The following is a 15,644-nucleotide window of genomic DNA, read 5'->3' as shown; positions in this document are numbered from 1 at the left end:
GTCTGTAGCACAACGGCACAGGGGCAGCGATGACACGATCCACGGCGCGCGCAACCATCAGCGATGTAGCCAAAGCGGCGAAAACCGGTAAAACCAGCGTCTCACGTTACTTAAACGGCGAAAAGCACCTGCTTTCCGACGATTTGCTGGCGCGTATCGAACAGGCTATCGCCACTCTCGATTATCATCCCAGCCAGATGGCGCGCGGGCTTAAGCGTGGCCGCACCCGGCTTATCGGGCTGATTATCGCCGATATCACCAACCCCTATTCGGTGAATGTGCTCAGCGGCATTGAAGCCGCCTGCCGCGAAAAAGGCTTTACGCCGCTGGTCTGTAACACCAATAACGAAGTGGATCAGGAGCTGCACTACCTGGATTTGCTGCGCAGTTATCAGGTGGAAGGCATTGTGGTGAACGCTGTAGGGATGCGCGAAGAAGGGTTAAACCGTCTGCAACAATCCTCGCTGCCGATGGTGCTGATTGACCGTAAAATCCCGGATTTCGCCTGCGACGTGGTGGGATTAGACAACACCCAGGCCGCTACCACCGCAACCGAACACCTGATCGAGCAGGGTTTTGAGGCGCTGCTGTTCCTGAGCGAACCGCTCGGCACCGTGAATACCCGCCGCGAGCGTTTACAGGCGTTTGAGCATACCGCCCAGCGCTACCCCGGCATTGTGGCGCAAAACGCTGAAATTCCGCTGCACGAAGCGGAAAAGCTCGATAACACGCTGCGCCAGTTTCACCAGACCTGGCGCGGGATGCGCAAAGCGGTGATTTCTGCCAACGGCGCACTGACGCTCCAGGTGGCCCGCTCCCTTAAGCGTATCGGCCTGCACTGGGGCAGCGATATCGGGCTGCTCGGTTTCGATGAGCTGGAATGGGCCGAACTGGCGGGCGTCGGCATTACCACCCTGAAACAGCCGACCTGGCAGATCGGTTACGCCGCGCTGGAGCAGGTGGTGCGCCGCATTGAAGGCACCAGCGACACCGTGCGCGAACAGGTTTTCTCCGGCGAGCTGATCGTTCGCGGCTCCACGTCTCGTTAATTTGCTTCGTGATGGCGATCATAAATTCGTCATGCCTGCCTTTTCTTTGGAACCGGTTCCATCTAGCGTATTCCTTATCGATGAAAAAAACGTCGCTGAGGAATAACCATGAAAAACGCGATTATTGTTGTCACTGCGGCCTACGGGAATTCACGCGTAACGGCCCTGGGCGGCCAGCAGGCGCTATTGCCGATTATTGCCGCTGCGGGTGCAGACGGCGTGGAAATCCGGCGGGAATTACTGTCTGAACCGGAACTGAATGCGCTCCCGACGCTTGCCGCCGCTATCGCGTCTCACCACCTCAAAGCCTGCTATTCCGCGCCCCAGGCGCTGTTTAATGACGATGGCACGCTTAACCCTAACCTCCCCGCCCTGCTGGAAGAGGCGCAGATCCTGAATTCATGCTGGCTGAAACTGTCGCTGGGCAATTTCCAGGCGAATCAGGCTGCCGAACCGCTGCGCGAGCTGCTGGTGGATTCGCCGGTCGCGCTGGTGGTGGAAAACGATCAAACCGTTTACGGCAGGCTCGCGCCGATGCTGCGCTTCCAGGCCGCCGTGTCGGTGATGAACCTGCCGGTCACGCTGACCTTTGATATGGCTAACTGGCTGTGGGTCGGCGAATCACCGGAAGCGGCTGCCAGCAAACTGGCCCCGCTGGTCAGCTATATCCATGTCAAAGCTGCTGAATCCCGTCATGCCCGCTTCCATGCGGTGGCGCTGGATGAGGCCGAGCCGCGTTGGCTGGCGCTGCTGGGCCAGCTACCGGGCGATGCGCCGCGTGGGATTGAATTCCCGCTGGAAGGCGACGATCTCACGGCGGTCACCCGTCATTACGTTAATTTGTTACGCGAGGTTTAAGCGATGTCTGACTCTCTGGATATCATCACCGTTGGTGAAGCCATGGCGATGTTTGTCGCCACCGAAACCGGCCCGCTGGAAAACGTCGAGCACTTCATTAAGCGCGTCGCGGGCGCGGAACTCAACGTAGCGACGGGCCTGGCCCGCCTCGGTTTCAACGTCGGTTGGGTCAGCCGCGTCGGCAACGATTCTCATGGCCGCTACGTTCTTGAATGCCTGAAACGTGAGGGCATCGATACCCGCGCCGTAACGATTGACGACCGCTATCCAACGGGTTTTCAACTGAAATCTAAAGCCGAAAATGGAACCGATCCCATTGTGGAATATTTTCGCAAGGGCTCCGCTGCCAGCCATCTGTCGGTAGAAGACGCTGGCTATATCGGCTTTAACTCAGCGCGGCATTTGCACCTGAGCGGCGTGGCGGCCGCCTTGTCCGAAACGTCACTGGCGTTGCTAAACCATGCGGCTTCGCTGTTCCGCAACCAGGGCAAAACGATTTCTTTCGACCCCAACCTGCGCCCGGTGCTGTGGAAAAGCGAAGCGCAAATGGTGGAACAGCTCAACAAGCTGGCGTTCCAGGCCAACTGGGTACTGCCGGGCATTAAAGAAGGCGAAATTCTTACCGGCTATCGCCAGCCCGAAGCGATTGCCGACTTTTATCTCGACCACGGCGTTCAGTGCGTGGCGATCAAAACCGGCGCGGATGGCGCCTGGTTCAAAACGGCTCAGGGTGAGCAAGGGAGCGTGGACGCCTGCCGCGTTGAGCAGGTGGTGGACACCGTTGGCGCGGGAGACGGCTTTGCCGTCGGCGTGATCAGCGGCTTGCTGGATGGACTCTCGATTCGCGACGCAGTACGCCGGGGTAACACCATCGGCGCAATGGCAATTCAGGTGCAGGGGGACAGCGAAGGCTTACCTGGCCGCGCCGAACTGGCCGAACGCGAACCGACGCTGTGTGCATAAATCATTTATCGGCCTTTTACCCTACGACTACAGAGAGATGCTTATGAAAAGCCCAACGAATGCGCCAAAACGCTGGCTGTATATCATGCCCATCATATTTATCACCTACAGCCTGGCCTACCTTGATCGCGCCAACTTCAGCTTTGCGTCTGCGGCTGGCATTAACGAGGATCTCGGCATCACCAAAGGCGTGTCATCGCTGCTGGGTGCACTGTTTTTCCTCGGCTATTTCTTCTTCCAGATCCCCGGCGCGATGTACGCCCAACGCCGCAGCGTGCGCAAACTGATTTTCATCTGCCTGATCTTATGGGGCGGCTGCGCGTCGCTGACCGGGATGGTCAGCAATATCCCGATGCTGGCGGCAATCCGCTTTATCCTCGGGGTGGTGGAAGCAGCGGTGATGCCGGCGATGCTGATTTACATCAGTAACTGGTTCACCAAATCGGAACGCTCGCGCGCCAATACCTTCCTGATCCTCGGTAACCCGGTGACGGTGCTGTGGATGTCGGTGGTCTCCGGCTACCTGATTCAGGCGTTCGGCTGGCGTGAAATGTTCATCATCGAAGGGGTCCCGGCGATTATCTGGGCCTTCTGCTGGTGGGTGCTAGTGAAAGACAAACCGAACCAGGTGAGCTGGCTGGCGGAGAGCGAAAAAGCCGCCTTGCAGGCGCAGCTGGAAGAAGAACAAAAAGGCATTAAACCGGTACGCAACTACAGCGAAGCCTTCCGCTCGCGCAACGTGGTGCTGCTGTGTATGCAGTATTTCGCCTGGAGCATCGGCGTTTACGGCTTCGTACTGTGGCTGCCGTCGATTATCCGCAACGGCAGTGAAAACATGGGCATGGTGGAAGTGGGCTGGCTCTCTTCCGTACCGTACCTGGCCGCCACTATCGCGATGATCCTGGTTTCCTGGGCGTCAGACAAAATGCAGAACCGTAAACTGTTCGTCTGGCCGCTGCTGCTGATTGGCGCGTTCGCCTTTATCGGCTCCTGGGCGGTTGGCGCAAACAACTTCTGGCTTTCCTACACCCTGCTGGTGATCGCCGGGGCCGCGATGTACGCACCGTATGGCCCGTTCTTCGCGATTATCCCGGAAATGCTGCCGAAAAACGTGGCGGGCGGCGCAATGGCGCTGATCAACAGTATGGGCGCGCTGGGGTCGTTCGTCGGCTCCTGGGTGGTCGGCTATCTGAACGGCGCAACCGGCAGCCCGTCTGCTTCCTACATTTTTATGGGTGTGGCGCTTTTCGCCTCAGTGTGGCTTACTCTGATTGTTAAGCCTGCTAATCATCAAAAACTTCCGGCAGGCGCACGCCATGCTTAAAGGCAACGGGCGGTGACAGGCCGCCCGTTTTGCCATCACATCCGACACGTTCCACGGAGAGAGTGAATGAAGCCGTCTGTAATTCTCTATAAGTCCTTACCCGATGACCTGCTAACCCGCCTGCAAAGCCACTTTGAGGTGACTGAACTCGACAGCATCAATGCGGAAAGCCAGGCGAAGCATGCTGAACTGTTCGCTAACGCGGTGGGCCTGCTGGGCTCCAGCCAGAACGTCGATGCCGCCCTGCTGGAAAAGATGCCGCAGCTACGCGCCGCCTCAACCATTTCGGTAGGCTACGATAATTTTGACGTCGACGCGTTAACCGCCCGCAAGGTGGCGCTGATGCACACCCCGACCGTCCTGACCGAAACCGTGGCCGATACCATGATGACGCTGGTGTTAGCGACCGCGCGCCGCGCGGTGGAAGTGGCGGAGCGCGTTAAGAAAGGCGAATGGCAGAAAAGCATCGGACCAGACTGGTTTGGCATTGATGTACACCATAAAACCATGGGCATTATCGGCATGGGCCGTATTGGCCTGGCGCTGGCGCAGCGCGCGCACTTCGGGTTTTCTATGCCGATTCTGTACAACGCCCGCCGTCATCACAGCGAAGCCGAAGAGCGCTTTAACGCCCGCTACTGCGATATCGGCACCCTGCTGGCGGAGTCTGATTTCGTCTGCCTGGTGCTGCCGTTGACCGATGAAACGTATCATCTGATCGGCGAGAAGCAGTTCAAAGCCATGAAATCTTCCGCCGTGTTTATCAACGCCGGTCGTGGCCCGGTGGTGGATGAACAAGCCCTAATCGCGGCGCTGAAAGCCGGCGAGATCCACGCCGCAGGCCTGGACGTGTTCGAACAGGAACCGCTGCCGGTGGAGTCCGAGTTACTGAAGCTGCCGAACGTGGTGGCGCTGCCGCATATCGGTTCCGCCACCCATGAAACCCGCTATAACATGGCGGCCTGCGCGGTGGATAACCTGATCGACGCGTTAAATGGCAAGGTCGAAAAGAACTGCGTTAACCCGCAGGTGCTTAACGGCTAATCGTGTTTTAGCCGCTTTCCACTTCGGTTGAGAGCGGCTGAACGCGCGGCGACGGGCACAGAAAGCAGGCCCACAGCGTCAACAGCCCGTACAGCACCACCGGCAGTAAAAAGCTATACCGCAGCGTCACCCCATCAATCAACACGCCCTGCAACCACGGCAGCACCGCGCCGCCTATTCCCGCCATAATCGCCAGCGCCGACGCCAGCCCGGCCTGATCTCTTGCGTCTTTCAACAACTGGCTAAAAATCACCGGGTAGAGAATGGCGTTCGCTAAGCCGGTTATCAGCAACAAATAGCCGCCGTGGGCGTTATTGAGGATCACCGCCGCCAGCACCAGCAGCATGGCGCTACAGGTCATGCACAGTGTCGCCATTCGCACGCTGATGCGATGCGCCAGGCCGCTAAACACGAAGCGTCCGACCAGCGCCCCGCCCCAGTAAATCGCCATCAACGACATCGCCTGGTCGATGCGCTTACCGCCGGTTTGTACCCACCAGTTGGCGGTACTGGTCGCCAGCGACACCTCAACGCCCACGTAAATGAACAATGCCAGGATATGAAAAACCATCCGCTTGCGCTGAAACAGCGCGCGGAAACTCGGCGTCGCCACGCGCACCGTGACATCGGGCAGGCGGCTGGCTTTGCCCAGCACGATAATCAGTCCCGCAAACAGCGCCAGCGCCCCCCAAAGCCAGCGCAGCGGCTCCTGATGCAGCGCGCTGTTAAGCGGAAAGTTCGCCAGCAGGACGGCGACGGCTAACGGCGCAAGCGTGGTGCCAAGCGAATTGAGCGCCGAGGCCAGCGACAGTTGGCTGACCTGGCGTTCCGGCCCGCTGATCGCCGCCAGATAGGGGTTAGTCACCACCTGTAACGCCGCGACGCCCGATGCCATCACAAATACCGCGTACTGGCTCAGGCGAAACTGATAAACCGCCAGGCCGAACGCCAGTAATACCGCCCCCGCCGCCGTTAACAGTAACGCGCTATACAGCATGCGCCGATAGCCCATCCGGGATAACAGCCATCCGCAGGGTAAACAGGTCAAAAACGGCGCCAGGTAGAACAGCGTGTTCATGCTGATGGCCTGTTGCCAGGTTAACTGGAAATAATCTAAAAAATAGAGCGGTAAGGTACTATTGATTGCGGTTATGGTTCCCCATAAAAAGAAAACCAGAATTAACACCCCTGTCGTCTTCGCCATGTGACGTTATTTCCTTTAAGCGTTATGCCGCGCCGCCCCGTATTGTGATAAAGTTTTGAGGATTATCGGGAGCGCTTAATGGACATCCAAAATTTATTTCGTGATATTAAATTCACTCGCACCGAATTACTGGTACTGAATTACATTCAGGAAAACCCTGAGTTATGCCTGAAAGAAGGGGTGCGCAGCGTGGCAGAAAAATGTTACAGCAACCCCTCAACCTTAGTCCGGCTGGCTAAAAAGCTAAAATTTAGCGGCTGGCTGGAAATGGTTTATTTCATCAAATTCAATATTACAATGCCGCGCCGGGATGTTACTAATGATGTCGACTTTATGAACATCCAGCCCGCCGAGTCGCTTGATACGCTGCTTCAGGGCCTGAACCACGAAAAAATCCTTATCCACGGCAGCGGGTTTTCTCAGCTTATCGCCCAGTATATTTATAATAAGTTTCTGGTTACTGGCGTGAATGCCAGCCTGGCGCTGTGGCCCGATTATGAGATCCTCGAACAAAAGACCACGGCTAAATTCGACTCCATCTGGATAATATCCAAATCCGGACGCAGCAGTTCGGCATTAAACTGGCTAAAAGCGCTGGAGAATAAAAATATCAATATCGTCTGTTTTACCGGGGATTATCAAAGCCCGCTAGCAACCCAGGCAGATACCGCGTTTATTATCCACGACCCGCAAAAGTACGATGATGATATTTACTGGTCCAATCCGTTTTTCGGCTACTGTATTTTAGGTTTTGAACATTTGTTGAAGCTGTGGTTTAACCGGCAAAATAAAGGGGCTTAACGCCCCTTTATTATCAGGCTTTGTTCGGCTCATCGATGTAGGCATGAACCAGTTTTTCCGCCAGGCTCCAGGAGCCGATCAGCGGATGCGCCATCAGCGCCCGCACCGCCAGGCTACGATCGCCGGTAAGGATCGCTTCCACACCCAGCCGCTCGTACTCTTTCACACAGGCAATCATGTTCTTCTGCGCCTGCGGCACATGGGCGGGTGTGACCGGTTTTAACCCGTCTTTGCTCAGGTCGCAGCTAATTTCAATCACATCGTCCGGGCGCAGGAAATCCAGAGTGCCGTTATTCGGGATCGACACCACGATGCGTTTGGTATCCTGGCTGTTGACCGCTTCGAGGATGTCCAGCGCCACGCCTGCATAGCCGCCGGTATCCGATTCTTCAATGAACTGTTGCAGCGTAAGGGGTTCCCTGGTGTGGAATTTTTCCTGCTGCGACTCATTTTGCATGTAGCTGTTTTCACGGCGTAAATAGTGCCGCATCCACACGCCAAAGGCGCGTTGCGGTTCGGCTTTGACATTAATACCGGACAACTCTTCACGCATTTCCCTGTTGATGCGGGCGATCTGTTCACCACGCGTCTCGCCAGACGCCTGAATCGCCGACAGCGCTTCTTCTTTGTAGTAGTAGTAATAGAGATATTCGTTCAGCAACTGGTTGTCGCACAGGCGCACCAGCTCCGGCGAGAAATATTGCATCGCGGTACGGGCATACAGTTCCGGCATGTTGACCAGTTTTTCCGTCACCGATTCGCCTTTTACCGTGATGTTGGTGAACCATGAGAAATGGTTCAGGCCGTAGCATTCCACGCGCAGATCGCGCTCTTCACAGCCCAGCAGCGCCGGTAACTCGCGGATCAGTTCCGAGGGCGCATCGCAAATCCCGTAAACGCGGCGCTTAAAACCGGACTTCACAATCGCTTCCGTCACCAGCCCTGACGGGTTGGTAAAGTTAAACAGGATCGCGTCGCTGGCCGCGTGCTCTTCAATCAGACGGCAGTATTCCAGGATTGCAGGCACCGAACGCAACGCCATAGCAAAGCCGCCTGCGCCGGTAGTTTCCTGGCCTAAAGTATTAAAGTTCAACGCGATACGCTCATCGCGAATGCGGCTTTCATCGCCGCCGACCCGCAACGTGGTGATGATGTAATTGGCGTCTTTCAGCGCCACCAGCGGGTCATTCGTCAGTTTGAAATCAATATCCGGGCGAATGGTAGTAAACACATAGCGCGCCAGTTCGCCGAACAACGCCAGATTCTCTTCAGAGCTGTCCAGGAAAACGACTTCTTTAAGATTGATGCGATGGGCATTGTACGCCAGGGATTTGGCTAAAAATGCCGAACGAACGCCGCCGCCACCTAATACTGCTAGTTTCATACGTTACTCCCGGTTGGTGTTTGCGCGAGCCAGACGTCCACTCGTGAGCGGATCTGCCCTACTCTCACGCCATAAATAACCTGCACTTCATTATTATTTCGCACGACGCCGTTAGCCCCGGTCGATTTAAGGACTGCCTCATTGACCTGCGTTAAATCTTTTACTTCCACGCGTAAACGCGTGAAGCAGTTATCTACGGAGAGAATATTTTCCCGACCACCCAGGCCTTTTATAATCTCGTCGGTTACATCTTTATTTTTTTGTTTATTCTTCGCCTGGTAATCCTGCTTGCTGTACAGCTTCACTTCGTCGTCATCTTCCCGGCCCGGAGTTTTCAGATTCAGTTTCACCACCAGCGTGCGGAATATGACGTAATAGGCAGCAAATTGCCCGATGCCGATCACGATATATAACGGCCAGCGGGTTAATGCCACCGGTAGCGGCAGGTTATAAATCACAAATTCAATTAACCCGGACGCACCCCACGGACGGACGCTAAACAGATCGCAGATCGCCTGGGATGCCGCCGTTAATGTGGCGTGGATCACCCACAGCAGCGGAGAAACAAACAAGAAGGTGAATTCAATCGGCTCGGTAATGCCGGTTAAAATAGAGGTAATGATCGCTGGCAATAAAATCGCCTTCGCCATCATCTTTTTCGCCGGGCTGGCAGTGTGATAGAACGCCAGCGCCGCGCCGGAGAGACCGAAGATTGTGGTCATTCCCTGTTGGGAGAAGCGCAGCGCGTCGTTCATCATCGGCGTTAAATCCGGGTGGCGCATATAGGCCAGGAAAATCGCCTGAGTGCCAGACACCGTCTGCCCGTCCACCGTGAGGGTGCCGCCAATCTGGGTTAACTGGAACGGCGACCAGACAAAGTGATGCAGCCCGGTCGGGATCAGGAATTTCTCGAAGAAACCATAGACGAACACGCCTGCCACACCGGCGTTTTTCATAAAGCCGGTCAGCGCGGTAATGCCGTGGGTCATCACCGGCCAGATGGTGGTAAAGGCGATGGCGTAAAGCAGTACCACGGGGGTCATGGCGATCAGGGTTAATTTCGCCCCGCCGTACATAGAAAGCGCGCCGGGTAATTCAATCTGCGACACTTTATTGTGAACCCACGCGATGGTGCAGCCCAGAATAATGCCGAGGAATACCCCCATATCCACCACCACAAAACCCAGCAACCGCGTTTGCCCGGTGCCGTAATATTCACCATTGATGGTGTCCGCGACCCGATGGGTTAATTCCAGCCACGAATGGTTAGCGCCCAAAAACATAATAAAACACATCACCGCCACCAGGGCGACTTCGGTTTTTTTATCTTTCGCGAGGCCGTAACTGATCCCCACGCAAAATAATAAACCTAAATTTCCAAACAGCGGCCAGAAGGTATCGCCTAATAGCTGGCCGATATTATGAATAACACTATTTTCAGGGATCAGAGAAGGATTGGTTAATACCGAACTGAGTGCGAGAATTAAACCGATTACCGGTAAAAATAATACTGCCCCGATCATCGCTCTGGAAAACTTTTGCATATTTTCCACGGTGCGTTGCCGAATTTCAGACATGGGATGTCCTTACGCTTTTGTTAGGGTAGAGGTGCGTTTTTTTATTGCTTTCAGTAGAAGAGTTATAACAAGCGGGGCGTGGGAATGAAACCTGTGCCGGTTAAATAGGCACAAACCGACAGGAAATGCACACCAGTTTCTCAACCGGGGTAAAAAAAAGCTTCCTCACATGGGATGTGCGAGGAAGCAGAACGATTATTGCAGCGAGTTAACCACGGCGGAATAGGCCTGATTAAACGCCTGATGCTGCGCAGCCAGCGGCCCAATCAACTGGTTGTACTGGCTTGCCTGCTGCGAGGTCGGGAACTGGATCCCGTTCGCTACAAAGCTCACCTGAGTACCCTGCTGGCCGATGAAATCGCCCACCTGCACCAGTTGCTGGGTAAAGGTCTGCGCCGCCGGGATCAGCGGTTGCAGCGCATTGGCCGGGTTGGTGACGACTTTTTCATACACTTTGTCGTAAACCGGTTTTAAATCATCCGCTTGCTTAAGCGAGGATTTAGAGCTGTCGGCCTGCATTTTTGCATTCTGCAACTGCTGGCTCAGCACGCCCAGTGAGCCATTAGCCTGGCGCAGCGGGTTGCTTTGGGTCATGTAATCCTGCGGAACGCGGATGGCGTTGACGCTATCGACCACCGGACGAATACCGGCATCCATAGCCTGATTAACCTGTTGGGAATAACCATAAATAATGGCGTAATCCGAGACAAACGGCCCGAATTGCTTTTTCTGATCCGCCGTCAGCGTCGGCAAACGTTCGCCGCTGCGCATCACCGTATTTTGCAGAAAATCGATAAACGCTTTGCGTTGATCGCCCTCTTTATCGAAGCAACCGCTCAGGCTGACCACCATGAGTAACGCCGCCAAAGGCGCAAACCAGCGAGAGCAGGACTTACCTGTCGCCATCTTTAAACTCCTTCACCCAAAAATACGCACACGACAACCCGTATGCCTTCAACGTTGACAAGGATAGTGCAGTCACGCCCCGCATGATACCCCCATAACACAAACTCTTTGCCCGCTGCTTCATGGCGGTGCGCTGTTGGGTGCCGTGTTGCACCGTGATGACGCAGCAGTTTTTACGACACCGTTAGCGCGAAATCACGCAGCCTATTGTACCGCAACAGTTTTTTAACGATTTACCGAAACTGGCATTCATCTTGCTCTGCTGACTATGCAGGGGGGACAGGCGGTACACCGCCGTCGCCAGACAATCTGGAAATGGATCGCTAGGGTTCCGGTCGCAAGACGCTGGTCCGAGAGCGATCGACCGCCCTCTGGCGGTTACACGGCGGGACAAAAGCCCGGGAGGATACGCGACTGGCTCGCGCCCTCCTGCTTATTCCGTCAACGTCAGAGGAACCATCATGCTTAAAGCCTGCCATAAAGGAATTCTGCTCGCCGCGCTGGTCCTGTTTAGCGCCACCGCCGCTGCGGCAAAACCCGCCTTCAAACTCTGCTGGTCGATTTATGCCGGATGGATGCCCTGGGACTATGCCCAACAGAGCGGCATCATCAAAAAATGGGCCGACAAATACAACATTGATATCCAGTTTGTGCAGGTTAACGACTATATCGAATCCGTGAACCAGTACACCGCAGGCGGATTCGACGGCTGCACCATGACCAATATGGATGCGCTGACCCTGCCCGCCAGCGGCGGCGTGGACTCCACCGCGCTGATTATCGGCGACTACTCCAACGGCAACGACGGCATCCTGACCAAATCCGCCGATAGCGTCGCGGCGCTGAAAGGCCAGCCGGTCAATCTGGTGGAGCTTTCCGTTTCTCACTATCTGCTGGCGCGGGCGCTGGAAACCGCGGGCCTGAGCGAAAAAGTTATCAAGGTGGTCAATACGGCGGATGCGGATCTGGTGTCGGCCTTCACCACGCCGGACGTTAAAACCATCGTCACCTGGAACCCCTTGCTGGCTGAAGCGCAAAAACAGCCGGGCGCGAAAACCCTGTTCACTTCCGCGCAAATCCCCGGCGAAATCCTCGACCTGCTGGTGGTTAACACCGCCACGCTGAAAAAACACCCGGAGCTGGGCAAAGCGCTGACCGGCGCGTGGTTCGAAACCCTGCAAACTATGCAGGGCGACGGCGAAACCGCCAAAGCGGCGCGCACCCAGATGGGGGAAGCGGCGGGCACTAACCTGGCGGGCTTCGACGCACAATTAGCCGCCACGCATCTGTTCACCACGCCACAGCTGGCGCTGGCCTTCACCAGCAGCCCGCAACTGAAAACCACCATGCAGAAAGTCGCGGAATTCTCTTTTAACCACGGATTGCTGGGTGAAGCCGCGCCGTCCGCCGACGTGGTGGGCATTGAAACGCCTGCGGGCGTCTGGGGCGATAGCCAGAACGTCAAATTACGTTTTAGCGACCAGTTTGTCCGCCTCGCGGCCAACAACCAACTGTAATCACGGAGGCGTCCCATGCGCAAAATCATCAACCTTCAACCGCAGCCGATGAGCCGGGTGCTGCTGGGCGCCCTTCCGCTACTGGCGATGCTGTTTGTCTATCTAATCGCCTCCGACGCGCGGCTGGCCGCCAACAGCGCCGATAAACTGCTGCCCGGTTTTGACGCCATGTTCAGCGCCATTGACCGGATGGCGTTTACCCCCAGCCCGCGCAGCGGGGAATATCTGCTGTGGACCGATACTGCCGCCAGCCTGCTGCGTCTGCTGAGCGGCGCGGTGCTCAGCGCGGTTATCGCCCTGACCTTCGGCCTGTTTTGCGGCGCGCTGCCTGCGGTACGCGCCTTTTTGTCTCCGCTGATCACCACCCTGGCACTGATCCCGCCGCTGGCCATTCTGCCGGTTTTGTTTATCTGCTTTGGCCTGGGGGAAGTGTCGAAAGTGGTGCTGATCGTGATTGGCATTACGCCGTTTATCATCCGCGATTTGCAGCTTCAGGCGATGGCCATTCCTCACGAACAGTTGATCAAAGCCCAGACGCTGGGCGGGCACAGCGGGCAAATCCTGTGGCGGGTGTTTCTGCCGCAGCTATTGCCGCGCCTGATTGATGCCGTACGCCTGTCGCTGTGCTCGGCGTGGCTGTTTCTCATCGCGGCGGAAGCCATCGCCGCCACTGAAGGGCTGGGTTATCGCATCTTCCTGATGCGCCGCTACATGGCGATGGACGTGATTTTGCCCTACGTCGCCTGGATAACCCTGCTCGCCTTCGCCCTCGATTTGCTGCTGCGGGTCGTGAACCGCCGTTGTTTCCCCTGGTACTACGCCCGCTGAGGAACCGCTATGCCTTTATTAGAACTGAAAAACGTCGGAAAAGAATACGACAGCCAGGTGGTACTGGAGCGGCTGAACGTCAGCGTTAAAGAAGGGGAATTTGTCACCATCGTCGGCGCGTCCGGCTGCGGTAAAACCACCTTTCTGAAAATGCTGCTCGGCACCGAATCCCCGTCCAAAGGGACCTTTTTGCTCGACGGCCAGCCGCTGGCCCAGGAGCCCGATGCCCAGCGCGGCATCGTGTTCCAGCGCTATTCGGTGTTCCCGCATCTGACCGTGATTGAAAACGTGATGCTGGCGGAAGAGTTCAGCCAGGCACGATGGTTAGGCCGCGTCTGGGGCCGCAAACGCGCCGCCATCCGCGAACAGGCGCGCGTGATGCTGAAGCAGGTCGGGCTGCTGGGCGCGCAGGATAAATACCCGCATCAGCTTTCCGGCGGGATGCAGCAGCGGCTGGCGCTGGCGCAGGCATTAATGAAACAGCCGCGCATTTTGCTGCTCGACGAGCCGTTTGGCGCGCTGGACCCTGGCATCCGCGCAGAGATGCACGTGCTGATTAGCTCGCTGTGGGAACGCCACAAGCTCACCATTTTTATGATTACTCACGATTTAAAAGAGGGATTCTCGCTGGGCTCGCGGCTGTGGGTGTTCGACAAAGTACGCCACGACCCGCAGGCACCAGAAGCGTACGGCGCGAGCATCACATACGACATTCCGCTGGATCGTAAACCCGCAGGCAGCGTGACGCCGCTGTTCCCTGACGCCCGGTATCCCCTCACCGAACAGCCCGCCGCGCTGTTTGGCCATTAACAAGGAGCCATGATGAACGCTTATCAAACCGAATTACCAGCGGGCAGCCACTGGTCGCTGATGATGCGCCAGGGCACCGCCCTGACCCTGACCGACCTGGCGGGCGGGGTAAACGCAGGCGTGCTGTTTTATAACCCTGAAAACCTGCTGGAGCGCTATAACGCGCCCGATACCCTGAAATGCCAGCACACCTTTCGGCTGACGGCGGGCCACTGTCTTTACTCGGATATGGGACGGATTTTTTGCGGTATCGAACAGGACAGCTTCGGCTGGCATGAGTCGGTCTGCGGCACCGCCAACGCCGCGCTGACTGAAAAACAATTCGGCGCGCGTGATTATCAGCAGGCGCGTAACGATCGCCACCAGAACGGCTACGACAGTTTTCTGGTGGAACTGGCGAAATACGGCCTCGGCAAACGCGATATGGCAGCCTGCCTGAACCTGTTCGCCCACGTCGCCGCTAACGATGACGGCAAGCTGGAACTGGTGCGCCAGGGCGCAGCGGGCGCGAGCGTCACCCTGCGTTTCGCGATGGATACGCTGGTCGTCTTACACACTTGCCCACATCCGTTAAGCCACGCGACGGCGTATCCGCGCCAGCCGCTGGGCATCCGCCTCGACGGCGAACGTAAGCCCCTTCCCGATCACTGCCTCGAACGCACCGAAAACCAGCGCGGGATGTGCAACAACCATCTTTATCATCTGAGTGAAGGAGCCTGCTCATGCTGACCGAAAGCGCGCGCAACCCGGCGGACGCGGCGTACCGCGCCACCGTCAAGGCCGGGGATTACTGGCTGTATAACATCACTGAAGGGCAAACCCTGCGCATTACCGATCTGGAAGGCAATCAGGCGGCGGATACGCTGTTTTTCAATGCCGATGACATCGCGGAACGCTACAGCATGTCGGACACGGTACGCGGCCAGGGCAACGTGTTTTTGACCACCGGCACGGTACTGCGCTCCAGCGACGACCGCCCGATGCTGGAGATCGTCGCCGATACCTGTGGCCGCCACGACACCCTGGGCGGGGCCTGCGCCACCGAAAGCAACACCGTGCGCTACGACCTGGAAAAGCGCCATATGCACGCCTGCCGCGACTCGTGGATGCTGGCGATTGCCCAGCACCCGGAGTTCGGTCTGACGCGCCGCGACATCACCCACAACATCAATTTCTTTATGAACGTACCGGTGACTCAGGATGGTGGGCTGTGCTTTGCCGATGGCATCTCCGCACCGGGGAAATACGTCGAACTGGTCGCCAAAATGAACGTTCTGGTACTGATCTCCAACTGTCCGCAGCTCAACAACCCCTGCAACGGGTATAACCCGACGCCCATCGCCGTCACGGTGTGGTGATCCGGCGCTGCGGGACGGCCC

At 56.8% G+C, this 15,644-nt stretch carries 15 protein-coding genes and 1 riboswitch; of the genes, 11 read left to right on the top strand and 4 right to left on the bottom strand.

What is annotated here, in order from left to right; translation table 11 throughout:
• The first annotated feature begins 29 nt into the window (after positions 1-29).
• From ACVV26_RS00750 to ghrB, 5 genes are all read left to right on the top strand, one after another.
• Entirely contained in the window at positions 30-1,049 is a 1,020-nt protein-coding gene (locus ACVV26_RS00750; RefSeq protein WP_474799560.1) for a LacI family DNA-binding transcriptional regulator, read from the top strand.
• A 108-nt stretch (positions 1,050-1,157) separates the two neighbouring features.
• Positions 1,158-1,907, top strand: a complete 750-nt coding sequence (locus ACVV26_RS00745; RefSeq protein ID WP_474799559.1) for a sugar phosphate isomerase/epimerase family protein — start codon at positions 1,158-1,160, stop codon at positions 1,905-1,907.
• Between the two features lie 3 nt (positions 1,908-1,910).
• On the top strand, positions 1,911-2,870 hold the full coding sequence (locus ACVV26_RS00740) for a sugar kinase (protein ID WP_474799558.1): 960 nt from the start codon (positions 1,911-1,913) through the stop codon (positions 2,868-2,870).
• 43 nt (positions 2,871-2,913) lie between these two features.
• Positions 2,914-4,194, top strand: coding sequence for an MFS transporter (locus ACVV26_RS00735; RefSeq protein WP_474799557.1), 1,281 nt, complete (start codon positions 2,914-2,916; stop codon positions 4,192-4,194).
• Positions 4,195-4,260: 66 nt separating this feature from the next.
• Positions 4,261-5,238 (top strand): glyoxylate/hydroxypyruvate reductase GhrB, encoded by a 978-nt coding sequence (gene ghrB, locus ACVV26_RS00730; RefSeq protein WP_474799555.1) that lies wholly within the window; start codon positions 4,261-4,263, stop codon positions 5,236-5,238.
• Positions 5,239-5,245: 7 nt separating this feature from the next.
• Here the strand turns inward: ghrB and ACVV26_RS00725 are convergent, their stop codons facing one another.
• Positions 5,246-6,442, bottom strand: a complete 1,197-nt coding sequence (locus tag ACVV26_RS00725) for an MFS transporter (RefSeq protein WP_474799554.1) — start codon at positions 6,440-6,442, stop codon at positions 5,246-5,248.
• 78 nt (positions 6,443-6,520) lie between these two features.
• On the opposite strand from ACVV26_RS00725, the gene ACVV26_RS00720 reads away from it, so the two are divergent.
• Positions 6,521-7,243: a MurR/RpiR family transcriptional regulator gene (locus ACVV26_RS00720; protein ID WP_474799553.1), complete on the top strand. Its 723-nt coding sequence runs from the start codon at positions 6,521-6,523 to the stop codon at positions 7,241-7,243.
• A gap of 13 nt (positions 7,244-7,256) precedes the next feature.
• On the opposite strand, the gene ACVV26_RS00715 is transcribed toward ACVV26_RS00720, so the two are convergent.
• The 3 genes from ACVV26_RS00715 to ACVV26_RS00705 form a co-directional block, all read right to left on the bottom strand.
• Positions 7,257-8,627, bottom strand: coding sequence for a family 4 glycosyl hydrolase (locus ACVV26_RS00715; protein WP_474799552.1), 1,371 nt, complete (start codon positions 8,625-8,627; stop codon positions 7,257-7,259).
• The gene (locus ACVV26_RS00710) at positions 8,624-10,204 is read right to left on the bottom strand and encodes a PTS transporter subunit EIIC (RefSeq protein ID WP_474799551.1); all 1,581 of its coding nucleotides are present in this window, start codon (positions 10,202-10,204) and stop codon (positions 8,624-8,626) included. Before ACVV26_RS00710 ends, ACVV26_RS00715 begins: the two co-directional genes overlap by 4 nt.
• Positions 10,205-10,399: 195 nt before the next feature.
• Complete coding sequence (locus ACVV26_RS00705; RefSeq protein ID WP_474799549.1) at positions 10,400-11,110, bottom strand: DUF3053 domain-containing protein; 711 nt, start codon at positions 11,108-11,110, stop codon at positions 10,400-10,402.
• Positions 11,111-11,422: 312 nt separating this feature from the next.
• Positions 11,423-11,517, top strand: a riboswitch (guanidine-I (ykkC/yxkD leader).
• A gap of 54 nt (positions 11,518-11,571) precedes the next feature.
• Here ACVV26_RS00705 and ACVV26_RS00700 point away from each other — a divergent pair.
• The 5 genes from ACVV26_RS00700 to ACVV26_RS00680 are packed head-to-tail and all read left to right on the top strand — an operon-like array spanning position 11,572 to position 15,623.
• Positions 11,572-12,627 (top strand): putative urea ABC transporter substrate-binding protein, encoded by a 1,056-nt coding sequence (locus ACVV26_RS00700; RefSeq protein WP_474799548.1) that lies wholly within the window; start codon positions 11,572-11,574, stop codon positions 12,625-12,627.
• A 15-nt stretch (positions 12,628-12,642) separates the two neighbouring features.
• A complete protein-coding gene (locus ACVV26_RS00695) occupies positions 12,643-13,455 on the top strand; it encodes an ABC transporter permease (protein WP_474799546.1) in 813 nt (270 codons plus the stop codon).
• Between the two features lie 9 nt (positions 13,456-13,464).
• Complete coding sequence (locus tag ACVV26_RS00690; protein ID WP_474799545.1) at positions 13,465-14,265, top strand: ABC transporter ATP-binding protein; 801 nt, start codon at positions 13,465-13,467, stop codon at positions 14,263-14,265.
• 9 nt (positions 14,266-14,274) lie between these two features.
• The gene (locus tag ACVV26_RS00685; RefSeq protein WP_474799543.1) at positions 14,275-14,994 is read left to right on the top strand and encodes an urea amidolyase associated protein UAAP1; all 720 of its coding nucleotides are present in this window, start codon (positions 14,275-14,277) and stop codon (positions 14,992-14,994) included.
• Positions 14,988-15,623 (top strand): urea amidolyase associated protein UAAP2, encoded by a 636-nt coding sequence (locus ACVV26_RS00680; RefSeq protein ID WP_474799542.1) that lies wholly within the window; start codon positions 14,988-14,990, stop codon positions 15,621-15,623. Before ACVV26_RS00685 ends, ACVV26_RS00680 begins: the two co-directional genes overlap by 7 nt.
• Positions 15,624-15,644: the final 21 nt, after the last annotated feature.

The organism is Atlantibacter sp. MEI4A-1023, from assembly GCF_056155425.1.
This window is presented reverse-complemented; position numbering and strand designations above follow the sequence as displayed.

Coding starts and splice junctions, on each gene's coding strand:
- ACVV26_RS00750 (WP_474799560.1), top strand. CDS start 30: ATGACACGATCCACGGCGCGCGCAACCATCAGCGATGTAGCCAAAGCG.
- ACVV26_RS00745 (WP_474799559.1), top strand. CDS start 1,158: ATGAAAAACGCGATTATTGTTGTCACTGCGGCCTACGGGAATTCACGC.
- ACVV26_RS00740 (WP_474799558.1), top strand. CDS start 1,911: ATGTCTGACTCTCTGGATATCATCACCGTTGGTGAAGCCATGGCGATG.
- ACVV26_RS00735 (WP_474799557.1), top strand. CDS start 2,914: ATGAAAAGCCCAACGAATGCGCCAAAACGCTGGCTGTATATCATGCCC.
- ghrB (WP_474799555.1), top strand. CDS start 4,261: ATGAAGCCGTCTGTAATTCTCTATAAGTCCTTACCCGATGACCTGCTA.
- ACVV26_RS00725 (WP_474799554.1), bottom strand. CDS start 6,442: ATGGCGAAGACGACAGGGGTGTTAATTCTGGTTTTCTTTTTATGGGGA.
- ACVV26_RS00720 (WP_474799553.1), top strand. CDS start 6,521: ATGGACATCCAAAATTTATTTCGTGATATTAAATTCACTCGCACCGAA.
- ACVV26_RS00715 (WP_474799552.1), bottom strand. CDS start 8,627: ATGAAACTAGCAGTATTAGGTGGCGGCGGCGTTCGTTCGGCATTTTTA.
- ACVV26_RS00710 (WP_474799551.1), bottom strand. CDS start 10,204: ATGTCTGAAATTCGGCAACGCACCGTGGAAAATATGCAAAAGTTTTCC.
- ACVV26_RS00705 (WP_474799549.1), bottom strand. CDS start 11,110: ATGGCGACAGGTAAGTCCTGCTCTCGCTGGTTTGCGCCTTTGGCGGCG.
- ACVV26_RS00700 (WP_474799548.1), top strand. CDS start 11,572: ATGCTTAAAGCCTGCCATAAAGGAATTCTGCTCGCCGCGCTGGTCCTG.
- ACVV26_RS00695 (WP_474799546.1), top strand. CDS start 12,643: ATGCGCAAAATCATCAACCTTCAACCGCAGCCGATGAGCCGGGTGCTG.
- ACVV26_RS00690 (WP_474799545.1), top strand. CDS start 13,465: ATGCCTTTATTAGAACTGAAAAACGTCGGAAAAGAATACGACAGCCAG.
- ACVV26_RS00685 (WP_474799543.1), top strand. CDS start 14,275: ATGATGAACGCTTATCAAACCGAATTACCAGCGGGCAGCCACTGGTCG.
- ACVV26_RS00680 (WP_474799542.1), top strand. CDS start 14,988: ATGCTGACCGAAAGCGCGCGCAACCCGGCGGACGCGGCGTACCGCGCC.